This is a genomic window from Eubacterium sp. CAG:156, from assembly GCF_000434315.1.
GTDB classification, from domain to species: Bacteria; Bacillota; Clostridia; order Lachnospirales; family Lachnospiraceae; genus Eubacterium_U; species Eubacterium_U album.
The window spans coordinates 13,986-34,879 of the sequence record NZ_FR878172.1; the positions used below are offsets into that span (position 1 = coordinate 13,986).

Consider the following 20,894-nt stretch of genomic DNA (forward strand, 5'->3'; position numbering starts at 1 on the left):
GTTTGCAAGCTAGCTTGCCCAATATGTTTTGTATGGTTAGTAGAATGGCGATAAGTTGTACTTATGGGAACATTGGTACTTGTTGTAAGCCTTCGTTTTCAGGTAATCCAAATATTATATTCATGTTTTGGACTGCCTGGCCTGCTGCTCCTTTTATGAGGTTGTCAAGGGCTCCCATCATTATGATTCGTCCTGTTCTTTCATCTATTTTGAAGCTTACATCTACATAATTGCTTCCTTCTACCCATCTTGTTTCAGGTGGTGTTTCGTTTTCTAATACTCTTATAAACTGTTCTTTTTTATAATATTTATCGTAAACTGCTTTTACTTCTTCATATGTAACTTCTTTTTTGAGATTTGCGTATGCAGTTACTAATATTCCTCTCTGCATTGGTACTAAGTGTGGTGTGAAGTTTATAAGCACTTCTTCGCCTGCAGCATATCCTAACTGCTCTTCTATTTCAGGTGTGTGTCTGTGTGTTCCTACACCATAAGCTTTTATGTTTTCATTTACTTCGCAAAATAAGTTTGGAACTTTTGCTCCTCTTCCTGCTCCTGACGTTCCTGATTTAGCATCTATAATAATTGATTTTGGATCAATTAATCCTTCTTTTACCATAGGATATATTGACAAAATGCTACATGTAGTGTAACATCCCGGATTTGCAATCAATCTTGCTCCCTTTGTCTTTTCCCTATTTATTTCACATAATCCATAAACAGCTTCATCTATAAATTCAGGACTTTTGTGTTCTATCTTGTACCATTTTTCATAAGTAGCAACATCCTTAATTCGGAAGTCTGCACTTAAATCTATAATCTTTACCTTATTTAATATTTCTTCATTAACTAATGATGAACATAATCCCTGTGGTGTTGCTGTAAATATTACATCTACTTTATCTGCCAACTCTTCTATATTGTCATCCAGACATTTTTCATCAACTATCTCAAACATATTCGCAAATACGTCTGCATATTTCTTATCTATATAGCTTCTTGAGCCATACCATACAACCTCTGCATCTTTATGCTGCTGAAGCAATCTTACTATTTCTACTCCCGCATATCCTGTAGCACCTATGATTCCTACTTTTATCATAACAGCCTCCTCTATTTATTCGGTAAAAAACTAACTAAATTCTATAATTACCTATTTAATTGCCGTAACTTTTATTTTAATCCTTTCCTTTATATATGTCAAAGATTGGTTACTGTAATCCTATCTTTTCTTATTAAAGATATAAATTTATTAATTTCTCTTTCTTTTGTCCGTGGTTCAGTATACATCTTTTATGTATATTATGCAATATATTCTTTAAATTTTGCATAAGACAGCTCATTTTTAATTTTATCTTGCATTTTATACATCATTGTTGTATAGTATCAGATAGTAAAAATATTAATGGAGGAATCACATGAAAGAGAAAGTTGTTTTAGCATACTCAGGTGGACTTGATACTACTGCTATCATCCCTTGGTTAAAAGAAAATTATAATTATGATGTAGTTTGCTGTTGTGTAGACTGTGGACAGGGTGAAGAATTAGATGGTCTTGAAGAAAGAGCCAAATATTCAGGTGCTACTAAATTATATATAGAAGACATTACAGATGAATTTTGCGATGACTATATTGTTCCTTGCGTTCAGGCTGACGCCGTATATGAAAACAAGTACTTATTAGGTACTTCAATGGCTCGTCCGGGCATTGCAAAGAGATTAGTTGAAATTGCAAGAAAAGAAGGTGCTGTTGCTATTTGCCACGGTGCTACAGGTAAAGGTAATGACCAGATTCGTTTCGAGCTTAGTATCAAAGCTTTAGCTCCTGACATTAAGATTATTGCTCCTTGGAGAGATGATAAGTGGAAAATGGATTCTCGTGAAGCTGAAATTGAATATTGTAAAGCTCATGGAATTGACCTTCCATTTGGTACAGATCAAAGTTACAGCCGTGACAGAAACTTATGGCACATCAGCCATGAAGGCTTAGAATTAGAAGATCCTGCAAATGAGCCAAACTATGAACATCTTTTAGTTTTAGGTGTTTCTCCTGAAAAGGCACCTGATGAACCTGAATATGTTACAATGACATTTGAAAAGGGTGTTCCTACTTCAGTTAACGGAAAGCAGATGAAAGTTTCTGACATCATTCGTGAATTAAACCGTCTTGGTGGAAAGCACGGAATTGGAATTATCGATATCGTTGAAAATCGTGTAGTTGGTATGAAATCACGTGGTGTTTATGAAACTCCAGGTGGAACAATTCTTATGGAAGCTCACAGACAGCTTGAAGAATTAGTTCTTGACCGTGCTACAATGGAAACAAAGAAAGATATGGGCAACAAGTTAGCTCAGATTGTATACGAAGGAAAATGGTTTACTCCTCTTCGTGAAGCAGTTCAGGCATTTGTTGAATCAACTCAGGAATATGTTACAGGTGAAGTTAAATTCAAACTTTACAAAGGAAACATTATTAAAGCCGGAACAACTTCTCCATATTCATTATATAATGAAAGTCTTGCATCATTTACAACAGGTGATTTATATGACCATCATGACGCTGACGGATTTATTACTTTATTTGGCTTACCATTAAAAGTAAGAGCTATGAAAATGCAGGAATTAGAAAAAAATAACAATAAATAATTAATTAAAATTTAAAAGCCTGACAATAGATTGATTGTCAGGCTTTTTGTCTTTCCTTTTTTTACATTTTATAGTAAAATGGTCTTTGTGTTTAACTATTATTATTGTTAGTTATTACGGTGATTTTATTACTTTTTACCAATCACCCGATTTTACAGATAAAAGATAATAAAAAGGATAATAAATTATGAAAGTAAAAGATTCAATTATTGTTATCCGCAAGGCTATTTTGTGCCATATAAAAAATCCCGAAATAAGGCAGTTTCTATATGGTCTTTTAAGTTATGAAATGATATCATACGTCTTTTTTGGCGTATTTACAGCTATTATAGATTATTGTGTTTATGCATTTTTGTCTGTTCTTGGAATAAACGTTATGTTTTCAAATGCATTGTCATGGTTGTGTGCCGTGATATTTTCATTCTCGACTAACAGACGATGGGTTTTTAAAATGGGTTTTGATAATATTAAGGATGTTTTACATTCCTTTAATAAATTTGTGTGTGCAAGATTTGCCACCCTTATCATGACTGAAGTAATGTTATTAATAGCACAGTTTGCGGCTTTCAATATATATCGTACTAAGATATTTGCCATGGTTTTAACGGTAATTATCAATTACATAATAAGTAAATTATTTATTTTTAAGTAAAGCGGACTTATATTTATATCGGTTCGTGTTTACATTAATATATAATGAATTGAGGATGTTTAAGGAGAATAAAAATGAACAAGAAAAATTTTTCAATCTCAAAATGGTTCGATGAAAACAAGTTATATTTGCTTGCTTTTATTTTGCCTGTAATTTCAATGTTATTTGTTTACTACTTTAAGGATGTCTATCCTTTTGGAGACCAAATGTACCTTCGTAGTGACTGTTATCATCAGTATGCACCTTACTTAGATATTTTAAAAGAAAAATTATCTTCCGGTGGCAGCCTTCTTTATACCTGGGAAATTGGTGGTGGTATGAACTTTGTAGCTCTTGCGGCTTACTATCTTGCAAGTCCGTTCAATCTCTTAGTTTTATTTTTACCGGGAACAATTTCAGATGCAGTAAGTTTCTTTATTATTGCTAAAATGGGACTTGCCGGTTTTTCAGCTGCATACTATCTTTCAAAAAGATTTGGTAATAAAGACTTAAGCGTTGTGATATTTAGTATGCTTTATGCTTTATCAGCATATTTTGCAGCTTTTAGTTGGAACATTATGTGGCTTGACTGTATGTTCCTTCTTCCATTTATTATGCTTGGACTTGAAAGACTTGTTAATGAAGGAAAATGTAAAATGTACTGCATTTCTCTTGCTTTAACAATTTTTTCTAATTACTATATAGCAATTATGTTATGTATTTACAGTGTTTTATACTTCATTTACTTATCATTAGTTCGTAATTTTGATGAAGAAATAAATAAAGTTAAATCTCACCTTATTGCAATTAAAGATTTTGCTTTATATTCATTATTAGCAGGTGGACTTGCAGCATGCGTTGTTCTTCCTGAATATTTTAACCTTTTAACAACAAAATCTGCTGACTCAAGTTTTCCTGAAAAACTTGAAGAATATTTTTCAGTATTATATATGTTATTCAGATCGTTATTTGCAATTCCGGTTGCAGATTTAAAGTATCCACATGACCCTAATATCTACTGTTCTATCATAGTATTTATTTTGGTTCCATTATTTGTAATCTGCAAAAAAATTAATATCAAAGAGCGAATTGGCAAAACAGCTTTAGCTTTAATTTTCCTTTTAAGCTTTAGTTTTAATATTCCAAACTACATATGGCATGGATTCCATTTTCCAAACAGCCTTCCATGTAGAGAATCATTTATTTACATTTTTCTTATTGTAACTATGGCATATGAAGCATTTTTACATATAAGAGAAATAAATGGAAAACATTTAGCCGCTACTTTTGCAGGCTCTGCTTTATTAATTCTTGTATTAGAAGAATTGTTCAAGAATGCTGACTTTTTCAGTGATTTAGTAATAACAACAGACATTACAAAAATAATTTACACAAGTTTATTATTCCTTGTTATTTACGTTGTACTTATTGCATTGTATAAATATCATGAGAACAAATCATTTATAATTTCCTATTTAATTGGATCTATTATTTTCATAGAATTGATACTTAATTTTACTATTACAGGTATTCCAAGTACTTCTAACAGGGATGCTTATGTTGAAAGTAACGAAGCCTTCAAGCAGTTAAATGAAGCTGCAAAGAAAGATGCTGACGCTGATGGAGTTAAGTTCTATAGAAGTGAACAGTTATCACATAGAACACGTAATGATGGAGCATTGTTCAAATACAATAGTATTTCTACTTTCTCATCTGTATCATCCGCAGCTATTCAGGATTACTTTACTTCTATCGGATTACAGACATCATTTAACGCTTATTCATCATATGGAATTACTCCACTTACAGCAGCTTTATTCTCATTAAGATATGAATACTCTACCGGTGATACTTCTTTCCCTTCAGAAAGTTCACTTTTATCATCAGCAAGTTATATGGCTGATGGAAATAATCAGACAACACTTAATATTTATAAATATGAAAAGAGTCTTCCTCTTGGATTTGTAATTAACTCAAGTACAATGTCTGAATGGGATTTATCAGGTAGTGACCCATTTACAATTCAAAACAGTTTTGTAACTACAGCTATTAGCGGTGGCAGTACAATATTCCATAAAATTCAGTCAGACAGTACAGCTTCATTTACTGCAGAATTTGCTCCAAGCGACGGAACAGATAATAATATTCCAACTGTCACACCGTCAAGTTTGGATGTATATTTCTACTGTCCTACACCTGCTGAAACTTTAAATGCCAATATTACTACACCTGATGGTGTTACAACATCACAATCTTTCTCATCAACTCAGCAGAATTATATCTGCCATATCGGTACCGTTGAGAAAGGAAGCACAATTACAATTACAGCCGGAGATGGTTCTGCAATTTCCGAATGCTATGGTTATGCTTTTGACAGTGATGCATGGGCTGTTGATTATGAATTATTAAATTCTCAGCCATACACTATCGAATCATTTAAAGATACTAAAATTGAAGGTTCTGTAACTGCTGCATCAAGCGGATTACTTTACACTTCAATCCCATATGACAAAGGTTGGTCAGTATATGTTGACGGGAACAAAGTAAAACCTATTGCTATATGTTCCGGCTCATTAATGGGTGTTTATGTATCACAGGGAACACACTCCGTTACATTTAAATATACACCTAGTGGATTTGTTTACGGAATACTTATTTCACTTGTATCATTGTTAATTCTTTTAGCTCTTATATTTAAGAAAAAATTAATTGCATTAATAAAGAAAGAATCTATAAACGGCAATGGCAGCAAGAGCAAAAAAGATAATGCCAAAAGTAATAATTCTAAAATTAAAAATGAAAGTATAAATACAAATAGTAATAAAAATAAACAGAAAGAAATAACTTCTGAAAACAATGCTACAGATAATAATCCTAAAGCTTCTGAGCATTAATCAAATAAAAGATTTATGAATTAGAATTAATAATAAGCATAGATATGAATATATACTAATACGAATATATATCAATGTATTATATTTCATTCATAACAATATAAAAAAAGAACTGAAAATGATATTTTGTCTGCTTGACATTAACGTATCATTTTCAGTTCTTTTTTTTTATTATTAAATTAAATATATGTTGGGTCAAAAACCCCAGTTTGGATACTTACGGATTTTTTGTGTCATGTACACTCACAATCCCAATCTTAAATAATTCAAATTATATTATTCAGCTGCAATAGTATCAAACACATCCATTATATTTGTGCTAACCATATTTTCTCCATCAGGAAGTGCTATATCATCCCATGCAGATGTATTAAAATCACTCTTTACGTCGCTAATATAATTGTCATATACCTTACTAAATGCAGAATTCTTAGTACTTTCAATAATTGCACTCTTATTCTGTGCTGTCTCATCTTTTAAATAACTGTTTTCACAATATACCAGATATAATCCGTCATCCTGAGTAATTATTGAACTCATTTCTTCATTTGCTAAATCAAATGCGGCAATTTCATAATCCTGTGTTGCCTCATTTTTCTTTATTGTTTTTGTTACTAATTCATCATCACTATACTGCTTTGCTTCTTTTGCAAATGTCTGATATCCACCATTAACAAGACTTATTACTTCCTCTAACTGTTTAGTTGCTTTATTTGTTTTCGTCTTTGTAGTATCGATATGAATATACTGAACTTTAATTACTCTGGCTTCTTCATCGCTTATCTCTTCTCCTACATTAGCTGTCAATGTATTATAAGCTTTCTTTGCCTTGTAATAATTTGTAAATAATGTTTCAACTGTCTCTTCTGTTGCCGTTGTATAATCCTTTTCTTCATCTGTAAGACTATTATAATACTCTTTTGCTGCTGCAGCTATTGAAGTCTTTTCTGCATCATCTATTGTTACATTATTCTTATCAGCTAAAGCTGCCATTGTGTATGTGATTGATATATCATTCTTTACTTCGTCTTTTACAAAATCACCAAGTGTAGTCTTCTCAAGTTTCTGGCTCCAGTCAACAATTCCTCCAAAGTCATTTTTGTATTTATTTGCACTGTTAAGTATTATTAATTTTGCTTCCGACACCGAGCATATTAATTTGTCTACTACAAATGCCTCATCACTTTTAAGTCCAAACAAATCTCCGACTACAGGAGTATCGCTTTTTAAACCACATCCACTAAGAACTGTTGTTGCCATTACCATACTAATGCCTAAGGCAATAACTTTTTTCTTTATCATAACTGATACCCTACCTTTCAATTACATTCTCAAAATATCTTCTAATATAGAGTCAACATCAGGAGTTATATGCTTTGCACACTTTCTTATATCTGAAGGAGAATGTTGCATTGCATAACTATAATAAGAACGTTCAAACATTTCAACATCATTATAATTATCTCCAAATGTTACTGTATCTTCTGAAGTAACTTCGAATATATGCTGTACAACTGCAAGTGCATTTCCCTTATTCACATATTCATCAGTTAAATCTACCCAATTATTGCCTGATATGGCGATTTTTATTTTATCACCCCATCTGTCAACTATTGATTCATAAAATTCCTCTGTAAGTCCATATTTTGCATATATGGAGATTTTTGTAATAGGTTCTTTAACTTCCTTAAAGTCCTTTACATTTTCTGTGGAAAATCCATGCTCTGCAAGATATCTTGTAAAATCAGTATCATATGTGCTTACATAAGATCCTGTTTCTCCTGCTAAAAGAACTCTGCAGTCTCTTTTCTTCTGCATTTCATTCATTATTGTTACGCTAAGCATTTTATCTATAGGTGTCTTACATAAGACTTTCCCCTGATACATAACAACTCCACCATTATTAGTGATATAAATAATGTCATTTTTTATCTTTCCAAAAAGGGGTCTGATAGCATCATAGTCTCTCCCTGATGCTACCGCAAACAAAACTCCTTTTTCCTTTAATTCACCCAAAAGAGACAATGTTTTCTCACTTATTCTTGTCTCTCCCGGTTTTATTAATGTTCCATCTACATCGCTTACAACTAACTTTATCATTGTTTTCTCTTTCAATTCCTTTTATTTTATTACTACATATTACTGCTATTTGCTCAAAGATACAACCTTAGAATATTTTCCATATACTTTTTTCCCATAAACTACCTTGTAACTTCTTACTTTGTAATAATATGTATAGCCGGAAACTGCTTTATCATCAGTAAATTTTACAACAGTATTTTTCTTTGTTGTTCTTACTCTTCTATATTTTAACTGGATGTTTGACTTTTTGTATACCTGATATCCTGTAACCCATTTATCTCTCTTCCATCTTACTACAGCACTATTTCCCTGCAACGCCATTGCGGATACAGATTTTACCCTCTTTGGAACTACTTTTGCAGATGCTGCTGCTGAGAATGATGATTTATGTGTTTTTCCACCACTAACAGTATAAGTTCTTATTTTGTAGCTATATGTGTTTCCTGTAACAAGTTTTTTATCTTTATATGATGTTACGGAAGCCGGCACTTTAGCAATCTGTTTATATTTACCTGCACTATTTCTTCTGTAAATAATATATCCACTTACATTCGTTGCCGCATTCCATGTCAGTTTAATTGTGTTCTGATTATATGAAGCAACTGACTTAAAGCCAATCCGACCTGAAATAACAGTTATCAATGCCGTTGCTGTCTTTTTACCATTGTTAGTGGTAACTGTAATTGTTGCTGTTCCCGGAGCTACTGCTGTTACCACTCCCTTTTTAACTTTAGCTACAGCCGTGTTATCTGATTTCCATTTTACATTTTTATTAGTAGCATCCTCAGGAATCACCGTTGCTTTTAAAGTATATGTTTTTCCCACTCTTAAAGTCTTCTTTGTTTTGTTAAGTTTTACTCCTGTTACCGGACGTATAACTTTAATTTCACAAGTACCTACAGCTCCACCTATAGCTGTTGCAGTCGCAGATATTGTGGCTTTTCCTACTCCAACACCTTTTACTTTTCCTGTTTTTGAAACTTTAGCTACTAACGTGTTACTTGAAGTCCATGTTACTGTCTTATCCGGTGCATCAGCAGGATATACTGTTGCATTTAATTTTACTTTCTTGCCTATACCAATTGTTGCCTTTGTCTTATCTAATACACATCCTTTTGTGAATACTTGTATTGTATATGTTGCAAAATTACCACTTACTGCAAATGCTCTTATTGTAGTTGTTCCATCACCTACAGCGGTAATATTTCCTGCATCATCAACTGTTGCTACAGCAGGATTGTCTGAACGGTAAATTACTTTTTCATTAGGATTTGATGTAGTTGCCTTAACACTTACTGTTGTACCTGTAATCAAATTATTTTCAACTTCAGGTGTAACATATTCTGTTGAAACATATCCTGTATAAGAAACTCCGTTTTTTACTACATCAACTTTGGTCCAATATGGATTACTTAACCAGCTTACTGAATAATTTCTGTCTGTAAGCACGTTTTCTTTTATTGTAACGACATCATCTTTACTTAATTTAGTTAATGAACTATATCCGGTACTTGGGCCCTGTCTAAGATTTACATTTGATGTAATAACACCTGTCTTATCTCCTGATTTGCCCATTGTAACAGTTGTATTATCTCCAGGCATATTGTTGTATACAGGAATTATAAAATGACGCTGATTACTTTTAATTCCCAATGTATCATAAGCTTTTGCTGTAGTTCCTGTCTCTGATGCACAGCCAAATATATTTGTCATGTACTGATGTTTATATGTATTTTTAGCTGTTACATTAAACTTCTGCAAATATGTTGTATTCTGTCCTACATTGATATACTTTTCAGCTATATATTGTGCTCCACCTATTATTGAAGCTCCCGGAGTATTCCAAGGTGTACCATATCCATTCTTTGCGTTTGAAGCCCATTTTAAACCGTTTAAAATGGGCTGTGAACTTGTACTTGCACCTATATTATAGAAATTATAAATTCCTTTATATGATGTTGAATAATTTCCGGATACACTTCCACTTGCTCCCATTCCTGCATAAGTTCCGTTTCTACCTGAACCTACTTCCTGTAATATTTTTGAAGCAATATAATATGCACTTGCACCTGAAGTCTGAGCCGCCTGCAATATCTTTGATGAATAGCTTTCTGCCGTTGGAATATATGTTCCATTTGCATCAAGGTAAGCTATATTTGTATTAGCCATAAATGAACCTGTAAGTATTGCCTCAACGCCTGCCTGTGTCTGATTAGCTGCATCATATGCTAAATTTTCAAACATAAAAACATATGTATCGTTAAGAAAATTTCTTGGATCCATAAAGTATGCTACTGCATTTTTAGAAGCTGTTACCCATGTACTTCCATCTTTTGCAATATATTTTCCTGTAGCTGTATTATAGTCACCTGAAGCATTGCTCTGTAAAAACTCTGAATAGTTTGTATGTGTAAGACTTCTGTCATTAGATGCTTCATTATCTACTGCTGTTCCAAAATCAATTCCTGTATTAAAAGGCTGAAATGTCCAGTTAGGATATGTTGCATGTAACTGTCTTAAATACGGCTTGTAACTTTCCGGAAATCCACTTATGCTCGCCTCAAATGTTGCGTCATCTGCTTTGACTTCCGTAACTCCACTAAACTGTATGCTACTTACGATAATTGCAATTGCTAAAATTGTAACCTGTATATTCTTTGCTATTTTTGTAAAAATTTTACTTTTCAAGTGTATCCCTCTTTTCTCCTAAGTCCTTATTTATATTCGGACTTTAACACCTTTCGTATCTCTTCTTCCTGTTTTAAGTTTTCTAAGTTCAACTTTCTTTCCCTTGTATTCAACAACATCATTGTCTCCTACATCTAACAGATAAACATTACTTACACAATCATCTGCATTTAATTTAATTCCTCTTACACCAACTGCAGTTTTCTTCTTTTCAGGAATCTCCTTAAGTGGAAATCTTAAAAATACCCCATTTTCCGTCTGAAGAACTAATATTTCCCTTGTATACTGAAGTTCTGTATTATTTCCTGCACTATCCATTTGCGAAGGTGTATCAAAATTCATTTCTAACTGAACATCATCCATAGGCATAAATTCGTCATCTGAACCTCCTGTTAATGCAATCGGCATTTCATACTCTTCATCCTCGACAGGCTTTGAAGTAATTCTTGTAATCTGAACTCCTACAAGACTGTCATCTTCCCCAAGCTTTGTAGCTGCAATTGTATTTCTTGTTGTCTCAAATTCACTGCCATCAACAAGCTTCATCATACCTTTTTTAGTAGTAAACAATAATTTCTTATCTTTAATCATTGAAGCACTAAATAATGCCACAATGCTTTCTCCTGCACTACTGTAATTTCCAAGATTATCTATTGGAACACCTTTATCCCTAAATTTTTTAATCGGCATTTTTATTATCTTTATCTGATGCATGTTTCCATTGTCTGTAAAAATGCACACCTTGTCTGTATTCATGCAATTAAAATAATATTTGTTTTCTTTAATTACCGCTTCTCTGTTTCTGTCAAATGTGGCCTGGTCAATTAATTTGGCATAACCAAATTTATCCATTACAAATACTACTTCCTGCTCAATTATCTTATTATCATCAAATACAGCTTCTTTTCCATCTTCAATAACAGTTCTTCTTGGCTGACCATATTCTTTCTTGATTGCAAGCAAATCTTTCTTGATTACTTTTGTCATGGAACGTCTGCTGTGAAGAATATCCTCGTATTTAGCAATTTTATTTACTAAATCTTCATATTCTTTCTGCAATGCAAGAACTTCTAAACCTATTAATTTAGCAAGTCTTAAATCAAGAATTGCCTGTGCCTGCTTTTCTGTAAAATTAAGATTAGCTGCTAACAGTTCTGATTCAGGATTCTTAAATTTAATGCCTTCAGTATTTCCATTTACAAGACACTCCTTTGCCTGTTTTAACTGCTGACTTCCTCTGATAATTTCAATAATCAAATCAATAATATTTGTTGCTCTTATAAGACCTTCTTTTATTTCTTTTTGTTCTAAAGCCTTATTAAGCATTGTTGTATATTTTCTAGTAGTTATTTCATACTGAAAATCCACATTATACTTAATTATTGATTTAAGCCCCATAACTTCCGGTCTTCCATCAGCTATGGCAAGCATATTTACACCAAATGTATCTTCAAGCCTTGTCTTTTTATATAGCATATTTGTAAGTTTTTCTACATCTGCTCCTTTTTTAAGTTCAAGTACTATTCTTATACCATTTTTATCTGATGCATTTGAAATATCAACAATATCATTTGTTTTTTTATTTTCCACAAGTGAAATAACGTCTGATATAAATTTACTAATATTAGCACCTATCATTGTGTAAGGAATTTCTGTTATTACAAGCTTGTCTTTCTCTTTTCCTTTACCTTTTTCAAATTCAAGCTTTCCACGTAATTTTAATTTACCGTTTCCTGTCTTATAAATGTCTGCCAACTCAGATTTGTTGGCTACAATTCCTCCTGTTGGGAAATCCGGTCCCGGCATTATTTCCAGTAATTCTTCTGTTGAAATGTCATTATTCTCCATATATGCGATAACTGCATCTATTACTTCACCTAAATTATGAGTAGGTATATTTGTTGCCATACCAACGGCAATACCTTCTGCTCCGTTAACTAAAATGTTAGGAACTTTTACCGGAAGAACTACAGGTTCTTTTTCCATTTCATCGAAGTTAGGCATGAAATCAACAACATCTTTATCTAAGTCTGCTAAATATACATCCTGTGTAAATTTCTTTAATTTTGCTTCCGTATAACGCATTGCGGCAGCTCCGTCTCCTTCAATTGAGCCGAAGTTTCCGTGCCCGTCTACTAAAGCCATTCCCTTTTTAAAATCCTGAGACATTACAACTAATGTTTCATAAATTGAGCTATCACCATGTGGATGATATTTACCCATTGCTTCACCAACTATACGTGCTGATTTACGATGTGGTTTATCATAGTTAAGTCCTAACTGTTCCATGGCGTACAAAACTCTTCTCTGTACCGGCTTAAGTCCATCTCTTGCGTCAGGAAGTGCTCTGGCACAAATTACGCTCATAGCATAATCTATGTATGATTTTTGCATTACCTCAGAATATTCTGTTTTCACTATCTGTTCTGACATATGTTACTCCTATATAATATGTATTGTCCCTCTCTACGATGGGGTTGGTAATCGGAAACATCTATAGAAAATAAATTCATTTTGTTTCCTAAATGCTTATATATCTAATTCTGCATCTGTCGCATGTTCGTAAATGAAGTCCCTTCTAGGTCCTACGTTATTTCCCATAAGCATTTCTGTTACTTCTGATGCTAATCTTGCATCTTCTATTTCTACCTGCTTCAAAATTCTCGTTTCAGGATTAAGTGTAGTTTCCCACAACTGGTCTGCATCCATTTCTCCTAAGCCTTTATATCTTTGAAGCGTAAATCCTTTATGATCTTTTCTGTATTTTTCTAAAGCCTTGTCATCATATAAATACTGACCTTTTCCCTTTTTAGGTACAACCTTATATAATGGCGGTGTTGCTAAATAAACATGTCCATGCGTAATTAATTCAGGCATAAATCTATAGAAAAATGTTAATAACAATGTATCGATATGAGCTCCGTCAACATCGGCATCCGTCATTAAAATAATCTTGTTAAACTTTAATTTTTCTATATCAAAATCATTTCCATAACCTTCAGAAAATCCACATCCAAACGCATTAATCATTGTCTTAATTTCTGCATTTGCAAGAACTTTGTCGATAGAAGCTTTCTCAACATTTAAGATTTTTCCTCTTATAGGTAAAATTGCCTGTGTTCTACGCTTTCTTGCGCTTTTTGCTGAACCACCGGCAGAATCTCCTTCGACAATAAATATCTCACATTCTTCTGCTTTTCTGCTTTCACAGTTAGCAAGTTTTCCATTACTGTCTATTGAAAACTTTGTCTTTGTAAGCATATTTGTTTTTGTTTTTTCTTCCTGCTTACGGATTTTTGCTGATTTTTCAGCACATGCAATAACATTTTTAAGCACTTCAACATTTCTGTCAAAATACAATACCAATTCTTCACCTGTAATTTCAGCAGCAACTTTTCCGGCATCAGGATTATCTAATTTTGTCTTTGTCTGTCCTTCAAATCTTGGTTCAGGGTGCTTAACTGCCACAACTGCCGTCATACCGTTTCTAACGTCTGCCCCTGTAAAATTAGCATCCTTTTCCTTTAATATTCCTAATTCCCTTGCATACTGATTTATTACCATTGTAAATTTTGATTTAAATCCTGTAAGATGTGTTCCACCTTCCTGTGTGTAAATATTGTTACAAAATCCTAAAATATTTTCAGAAAATTCATTTACAAACTGAAATGCTACTTCCATTTCAATCCCATCAACAGTCTTTTTGAAATAAATTACATCATGAACCTTTTCTTTTTCTTTATTTAATTCTGCAACATACGCACAAATTCCATCAGGCTCATGGTAAGTAATTACTTCTTCTTCTGCAACTCTTTTATTTTCAAATATAATTGTAAGATTTGGATTTAAATATGCTGTTTCATGTAATCTGCTTTTAATTGCATCTGCTTTAAAATAAGTTTTTTCAAATATTTCGCCATCCGGGTAAAACTGTACTGTTGAACCTGTGTCATTTTTTCTACATGTTCCTACTTCTTTCAAAGGATACATTATTTTCCCACGCTCATATCTTTGATTATAAACTTTTCCGTCTCTTTTAACATTTACCTCTAACCATACTGAAAGCGCATTTACAACTGATGCACCAACACCATGGAGACCACCGGAAATCTTATAACCTCCGTCTCCAAACTTTCCTCCGGCATGAAGTACTGTAAATACTACTTCAACTGCAGGACGCCCTGTCTTATCATTTATATCAACCGGAATGCCTCGACCATTATCACTAATAGTAGCACTACCGTCTTTTTCCAATGTTACTTTTATTTCATTACAATATCCTGCTAAATGTTCATCAACTGAGTTGTCAACAATTTCATAAATCAAATGATTAAGCCCTTTTGTTCCAACACTTCCTATGTACATTCCGGGTCTTCTTCTAACCGCTTCTAACCCTTCTAATACTGCAATACTATTACCGTCGTAATTACTTTTTGCCATTACTAACTCCTTGATTACTTATTTGGATTCAAAAATCCATTGCCAAAATGTTTTCTTAATAATCTGTCTTCATCTTCAAAATGAGCATAATCGTTAAGTCTCTCGATATGATATGTTCCCAAATCTTTATCATACATAATCTCAGATATACTACAATTTTCAAGTTGTCTGCCAAATGTAAGCCACTTAGCATAATCAGCCTTAACTATGCCTGTAAGTAATGCCCTTATAGCACCTCCATGAGTTACTACCACTACATTTTCATAATCTTTATGTGCTATCTCATCTATCGCTTCAAAAACTCTGTTAAATACCATTTCACAATTTTCACCACCGGGATATGCCATATCCTTTTCCATCTTTGAACGCTCTGCGAGAAAATCCTTATATCTTTCTTTAAGGACACTGTTTTCAAGTCCTGTTAAATCACCAAACTCTGCTTCCCTTAATCTTTCATCAACAAATCTTGGTTTCTTAACATATTCATTTATTATATCTGCTGTTTCCTTCGCTCTAATTAAATTGCTTGAATACACAGCTTCAATTCCATATTTAGCTAAACGCTTTCCTACCAAGTGCGCCTGCTCTCTACCTTCATCGGACAATTCCACATCAACATTACATAATTTACTGTTCTGTCTGCCATGTCTAATTAAATAAATATTCATATCACACCTGCCTTATCTAAATCTTTCCTTTTTTTACATATATATGATACCTTCAGATTGCTTCGTGCTTCACACTCTCGCAATCTGACCAACATTCGCATATCGTGGGATTTCATTCCACTTTTATGCTCATGTTGGGACGGGTCATGAATTCCATAAACCACATTTGAGCAAGCTCATGTGGTTTATGGAATTATAACCCTGGTATCACAGGTATTGAATCATTCCAGGGCCTAATTTGTCCGTTGGTCTTTCTATAAATCCACATTTTTTATAAAAATGTTCTCTTCCCTTTGCACACATTAAATCAAACATCATTTCCGTACCGGGAATCTTTAATTCTAAAACAAATTCTTTTATATTTTGTAATAGTCTGTATCCTATACCACTTCCCTGATATTCCGGTACTACAATCAGATCCTGTACATAACATATAACTGCTCCATCTCCCACGACTCTTCCCATTCCTACCGGTTTGCCATTTTCATATGCAACAACTGTATATAAACTGTTTTCCAATGCTTTTTCAGCCTGTTCTTTAGTCAATGGTTTCCATTTAACTTTTCCCCTTAACATCAAATATGTATCTACATCTAAAACATTTTCTTTAAGTACCATCTTGTTCCTCTATTCAATCACATATTCTGCCCACTTTAACTAATACATTATACTTTATCTGCCAATTCACTTCAAGAAATTTTATTTTTTGCTTTGTTTTTGCTTTATTTTCATGATTATTATTTTTCATTTTGCCCACACTATTTTTATGCAGATTATTTTGTAAACCCATTTTGTAGATTATTTTTGTGGAGGTAATTACAGATATGAAAAACAGATATGCTTTTATAAATTCTTTTAGTTTTTCCCTGATTTTCAAATTATTCGTTTTAGGAATAGCATCATTTTCTTTATATTTACATATTGATATTGATGATTTACCAAATACATTTAGATTTTTTGGATACTTTACCGTACTTTCTAATTTATTCTGTTTTATTATATTACTTTTAAATATTATCAAAATGATTTATAACCGTATTTCTTTTTCGGAAAAATATACTGCTTTAAAAGAATACTCACATTTTTTTGTTTTATTTAAAGGAATGAGCCTTATGTCAATAATCTTAACATTTTTCATATTTCACTATATGGTTGCTAATTACAAATATCCTCTGCTTATAAATAACATCTTAAATCTTCCTATAAAAGATTTATTCGCTCATTATCTGCTTCCGCTTTTTTATGTTATAGACTGGCTTCTTTTCGCCCCTAAGGGATTGCAGAAATTAAATGCTCCCTTCATCTGGGCTTTATATCCTTTTGTTTATCTTATTTTTACATTTGTAAGACTCTATCAGGTGCCTGCTTCTTCATATTTTCATTTAAATGAGGCTCCTTATTTTTTTCTTGATATAAATAAACTTGGATATGAGCGGGTAACAATTTTTTCAATAATTATACTTTTTATTATTTTGTCTATTGGATATTTGATTATCGGAATTGAAAAAATTATGTGTATACTTCAAAATCGAAAGTTATAATCCAGCTTTCACTTATTTTGCACGCAAACAAATACCAGGCTGTGAATGTAATTTGCAGACTTGTTATTAACTTGGGTTACCCCCATTCTTGACAAAGAACAAAAAATAGTGCTTCACTTTTCCAGCAAAGCACTATTTTTATACTTTTTTTCTGAAAGTCGGTTTTCATACCACTTTCGGTTTTCTTATTAAGTTTATTTTTCAATTTCTAACCTAATACAAAGCATCTGATTGCCATGTCAATTCCAACGATAATCAACAATGCTCCACCTGCTATATAAGCCTTTGTTTTTTGTTCAAATCCTGCTCTGTATCCTGTATACATTCCTGCATATGAAGCAACCCATGTTACAACCACTACTAAAATTCCTAAATTCAAAGGATTCGTATTACAAAATCCTGCTGCAATACCTGTAGTTATTGTATATCCTCCAATTACCACCAATGGAAGAATGTATTTTTTTATTTCCATTTTCTCTTCTAATTTTTCATTGATTATATCATTCTTTAGTGCCTTAATAATTAACCTTATTCCTAGCAATACAAATATAGCAATTGCCAAAATGTGTCCAATAACTACTTCGTCGGTTGTTGTTACTATGTTAATTAAAAGTCTTGAAATTATATATCCTACTCCAAGCATTACAAGCTGAAGCAACGAAAGAATTACTCCAATTATAGTAAGTCTGCTTTTTTTAATATTTGCCACCATGGAGCCATTACACTCCATGATTGCAAATACTTCAAAGGATATACCAAATATAATCATTACATTTTCAATCCAAGTCACACAACCCCTCCCTTTTATCTGCTTTAATTTGAGGTTGAATATCAATTGATTTTATATCAATTTATTTTCACAACTAACTAAACCTAATGTTATTCACATAACATATTATGTGCTTTATTTTTATTATTTATCAGCTGAAACTCCATCAGTCTTAATAATGAACTTAACGTTGCTGTTTACTCCATCTGCTGTCTTAGTAAATGTTGTATAATCCTGAGCTGCTCTTGAAGTTGCGTTTATTCTGTTAACTAACTTCTTAACATCTCCGTTGTATGATGAAATAAGTTTCTGAATTGCTTCATCATTGAATTCTTTCATTCCATCTTTAAGTTCATTTGCACCATCATCTAACTTACTTACGCCATCACTAACAGTTGTTGTTGCTTCATTTAACTGTTTTGCACCTTTGTTAAGAGTATCATTGTTTGCAACTAATTTGTCACTACCTGTTTTTAACTTCTTAACACCTGACTTTAATGTTGGCATGCTATCATTTAATGTTCCTACACCTGTGTAAAGTGGAGAAATAGCTTTTTCATATAAAGTTTCAATTCCTGAATCTAATGATTTTGCACCATCTTTTAAGTCTGAGCTTCCTGATACAACTGATGATAAACCTGATTTAATCTGGCTTGCACCTTCAGATACTGATTTTGCTCCGGCTGCTAACTGCTTTGTGCTGCTTGCTACGCTTGTCATTGTAGTATCCAATGTATTTACACCTGTTGCAGCTTTTCCGGCTCCTGTTGCCAATTCTTTAGCACCATCCTGTAATTCTTTTAAATCTTCTTTCTTAGCTGAAACATTGTCTGCTACTTCATCCATAACTTTCAATGAAGCTACAGCTTCTGATAAAGAATTAACATTTTCTGTTGTTTTTGTAAGAACCTTTGCTGCACTCTTTGCATCTGTAACACCATAAGCATCAAGTCCTGTATAAGTATCTGCTGCAATTGCTGTAAGAATTGCAGTCTGAAGTTTCTTAGCATCTTTTAATGCTTTGTCAGCCTCATCGTATGACTTAACTCCGGCTTTAGCTAATTTTGTATAAATTCCTTTTTCCTGCTCTGCGATTGTGTTTCCAAGTCCGTTAATTGTGTCAGCTACTTCATCAACACCTGCGCTTACTTTCAATGCTCCATTCTTCAAATCTGTCATTGAAGTATTTAATATTGAAACCTGACCTGCAATTGTTGTTACACCATTGCTTAATGTTTCCATGTTAGTGCTTACAGTATTACTTCCTGTAGCTAATGTATCTGCACCTGTTGATAACTTATTAACACCTTCATTTAATGTCTTACTTCCATCTGCAAGTGCTTTAGCACCACCACGGATTGTCTTTGAATTTTCTTTTGTTCCAAAGTTTGTATAAATAGCATCTACAGCTTTTTTAACTGACTTCATGCCTTTTACAAGTTTTCCTGAAGATTTATATAATGTATTAATTCCTGAACTTACCTGACTTACACCGCCTGTATATGTTGCAATACCATTTTTAAGTGTAACCATTCCTGACTTAAATTCAGGCATATTGTTATTTAATGTATCAAGTCCTTCAGCTAAATCACTTGAACCATCCTGCAATTTTCCAGCTGCATCATCGATTTCATCAACTTTTTCATCTAAATCTGATAAGTCAATATCGCTAATGTCAAATCCTTCATTACATAAAGCAACTGTCATTGTCATATCGAGACTGAAGTTTTCAACATCTGCTGTCATTTCTACATAATCAGGAATTTCAACTTCATCATCACTTAAATCAAGATTGTCTTTCATTCCAGGCATTGCCATACCAACTACAATCTGATTCTTACCATCAGAAATTACCTTACCATTCTTAACATCTACATTCTGGAAATCATCATTTAATATCATTCCTGAAACTGCGATAAACGGTACATAAATTTCTTCTTCTGCTCCATTTATGTCTGCTTTAACTTTTTCGTTATTTGTGTAATCAAATCTTACAGTAACTTTTCCACTCTTTCCGGCGATTTCATCTGCTGTCATTTCTTTTCCATCTAAATAATATGTTATTTTAACATTAACAGGAGTTTCTTTTTCTGTAGTTCCCTGATAATAAATATCATTTCCTTTTGCTTCCCATTTGATGTTTTCGCCATCTTTTGTAAATGTTTCATCTCCATTTACATTCTTAATATCTTTCAAATCAGATTTATCTACAATAACATCTTCTCCTGCTGCATTTTTCAAATGATCACTTACGATTGTGCTTGTAGCTTTACCTGTGTTATCAGCAATTACATATACTGTTTCATCTTTGCCTATTTCTTTTTCTGAAACTGAGATAACATTATCAATTGCATCTTCTAACTCGCTCTTGTCATCACTATTTACATCTGTCTGAGTTTCTTCTGTAGAAACATCCTCCGGATTTGCAAATGTTGTATATCCATATGTTGATGCACCTGCAACAACAACTGTCATTGCACATGCGATTGTTCTTATTATAAACTTCTTACTAATTAAATTTGATTTTCTCATAGCG

The 20,894-nt window shown here is 32.8% G+C and carries 14 protein-coding genes; 4 read left to right on the plus strand and 10 right to left on the minus strand.

The features are described from left to right. Positions 1-61: 61 nt before the first annotated feature. A complete protein-coding gene (gene argC, locus ABMA45_RS08040; protein WP_022089376.1) occupies positions 62-1,102 on the minus strand; it encodes an N-acetyl-gamma-glutamyl-phosphate reductase in 1,041 nt (346 codons plus the stop codon). A gap of 316 nt (positions 1,103-1,418) precedes the next feature. Between argC and ABMA45_RS08045 the strand changes: the two genes are divergently transcribed. The 3 genes from ABMA45_RS08045 (at position 1,419) to ABMA45_RS08055 (ending at position 6,170) form a co-directional block, all read left to right on the plus strand. Beyond that, positions 1,419-2,645, plus strand: coding sequence for an argininosuccinate synthase (locus tag ABMA45_RS08045; RefSeq protein WP_022089377.1), 1,227 nt, complete (start codon positions 1,419-1,421; stop codon positions 2,643-2,645). A gap of 187 nt (positions 2,646-2,832) precedes the next feature. Then, positions 2,833-3,297 (plus strand): GtrA family protein, encoded by a 465-nt coding sequence (locus ABMA45_RS08050; RefSeq protein ID WP_022089378.1) that lies wholly within the window; start codon positions 2,833-2,835, stop codon positions 3,295-3,297. Between the two features lie 74 nt (positions 3,298-3,371). Further along, the gene (locus ABMA45_RS08055; RefSeq protein ID WP_022089379.1) at positions 3,372-6,170 is read left to right on the plus strand and encodes a YfhO family protein; all 2,799 of its coding nucleotides are present in this window, start codon (positions 3,372-3,374) and stop codon (positions 6,168-6,170) included. A gap of 276 nt (positions 6,171-6,446) precedes the next feature. On the opposite strand, the gene ABMA45_RS08060 is transcribed toward ABMA45_RS08055, so the two are convergent. From ABMA45_RS08060 to ABMA45_RS08090, 7 genes are all read right to left on the minus strand, one after another. Further along, positions 6,447-7,472, minus strand: coding sequence for a peptidylprolyl isomerase (locus ABMA45_RS08060; protein ID WP_022089380.1), 1,026 nt, complete (start codon positions 7,470-7,472; stop codon positions 6,447-6,449). Positions 7,473-7,493: 21 nt separating this feature from the next. Beyond that, complete coding sequence (locus ABMA45_RS08065; protein WP_022089381.1) at positions 7,494-8,270, minus strand: Cof-type HAD-IIB family hydrolase; 777 nt, start codon at positions 8,268-8,270, stop codon at positions 7,494-7,496. 45 nt (positions 8,271-8,315) lie between these two features. After that, entirely contained in the window at positions 8,316-10,940 is a 2,625-nt protein-coding gene (locus ABMA45_RS08070) for an Ig-like domain-containing protein (protein WP_022089382.1), read from the minus strand. A 30-nt stretch (positions 10,941-10,970) separates the two neighbouring features. After that, a complete protein-coding gene (locus ABMA45_RS08075) occupies positions 10,971-13,373 on the minus strand; it encodes a DNA gyrase/topoisomerase IV subunit A (RefSeq protein WP_022089383.1) in 2,403 nt (800 codons plus the stop codon). A 96-nt stretch (positions 13,374-13,469) separates the two neighbouring features. Then, positions 13,470-15,380, minus strand: a complete 1,911-nt coding sequence (locus tag ABMA45_RS08080; protein WP_022089384.1) for a DNA gyrase/topoisomerase IV subunit B — start codon at positions 15,378-15,380, stop codon at positions 13,470-13,472. A gap of 14 nt (positions 15,381-15,394) precedes the next feature. Next, a complete protein-coding gene (locus ABMA45_RS08085; RefSeq protein ID WP_022089385.1) occupies positions 15,395-16,048 on the minus strand; it encodes a histidine phosphatase family protein in 654 nt (217 codons plus the stop codon). Between the two features lie 207 nt (positions 16,049-16,255). Continuing rightward, the gene (locus tag ABMA45_RS08090; RefSeq protein ID WP_022089386.1) at positions 16,256-16,666 is read right to left on the minus strand and encodes a GNAT family N-acetyltransferase; all 411 of its coding nucleotides are present in this window, start codon (positions 16,664-16,666) and stop codon (positions 16,256-16,258) included. A gap of 206 nt (positions 16,667-16,872) precedes the next feature. Here ABMA45_RS08090 and ABMA45_RS08095 point away from each other — a divergent pair, with 206 nt between their 5' ends. After that, complete coding sequence (locus ABMA45_RS08095) at positions 16,873-17,589, plus strand: Pr6Pr family membrane protein (RefSeq protein WP_022089387.1); 717 nt, start codon at positions 16,873-16,875, stop codon at positions 17,587-17,589. A 208-nt stretch (positions 17,590-17,797) separates the two neighbouring features. Here ABMA45_RS08095 and ABMA45_RS08100 read toward each other — a convergent pair whose 3' ends face one another. Continuing rightward, on the minus strand, positions 17,798-18,379 hold the full coding sequence (locus ABMA45_RS08100) for a manganese efflux pump MntP (RefSeq protein ID WP_022089388.1): 582 nt from the start codon (positions 18,377-18,379) through the stop codon (positions 17,798-17,800). Positions 18,380-18,502: 123 nt separating this feature from the next. After that, positions 18,503-20,890: a x-X-X-Leu-X-X-Gly heptad repeats gene (locus ABMA45_RS08105; protein ID WP_022089389.1), complete on the minus strand. Its 2,388-nt coding sequence runs from the start codon at positions 20,888-20,890 to the stop codon at positions 18,503-18,505. Positions 20,891-20,894: the final 4 nt, after the last annotated feature.

What these genes read in the sequence shown, in the direction of transcription:
- argC (WP_022089376.1), bottom strand. Translation starts at nt 1,102, where the DNA reads ATGATAAAAGTAGGAATCATAGGTGCTACAGGATATGCGGGAGTAGAA.
- ABMA45_RS08045 (WP_022089377.1), top strand. Translation starts at nt 1,419, where the DNA reads ATGAAAGAGAAAGTTGTTTTAGCATACTCAGGTGGACTTGATACTACT.
- ABMA45_RS08050 (WP_022089378.1), top strand. Translation starts at nt 2,833, where the DNA reads ATGAAAGTAAAAGATTCAATTATTGTTATCCGCAAGGCTATTTTGTGC.
- ABMA45_RS08055 (WP_022089379.1), top strand. Translation starts at nt 3,372, where the DNA reads ATGAACAAGAAAAATTTTTCAATCTCAAAATGGTTCGATGAAAACAAG.
- ABMA45_RS08060 (WP_022089380.1), bottom strand. Translation starts at nt 7,472, where the DNA reads ATGATAAAGAAAAAAGTTATTGCCTTAGGCATTAGTATGGTAATGGCA.
- ABMA45_RS08065 (WP_022089381.1), bottom strand. Translation starts at nt 8,270, where the DNA reads ATGATAAAGTTAGTTGTAAGCGATGTAGATGGAACATTAATAAAACCG.
- ABMA45_RS08075 (WP_022089383.1), bottom strand. Translation starts at nt 13,373, where the DNA reads ATGTCAGAACAGATAGTGAAAACAGAATATTCTGAGGTAATGCAAAAA.
- ABMA45_RS08080 (WP_022089384.1), bottom strand. Translation starts at nt 15,380, where the DNA reads ATGGCAAAAAGTAATTACGACGGTAATAGTATTGCAGTATTAGAAGGG.
- ABMA45_RS08085 (WP_022089385.1), bottom strand. Translation starts at nt 16,048, where the DNA reads ATGAATATTTATTTAATTAGACATGGCAGACAGAACAGTAAATTATGT.
- ABMA45_RS08090 (WP_022089386.1), bottom strand. Translation starts at nt 16,666, where the DNA reads ATGGTACTTAAAGAAAATGTTTTAGATGTAGATACATATTTGATGTTA.
- ABMA45_RS08095 (WP_022089387.1), top strand. Translation starts at nt 16,873, where the DNA reads ATGAAAAACAGATATGCTTTTATAAATTCTTTTAGTTTTTCCCTGATT.
- ABMA45_RS08105 (WP_022089389.1), bottom strand. Translation starts at nt 20,890, where the DNA reads ATGAGAAAATCAAATTTAATTAGTAAGAAGTTTATAATAAGAACAATC.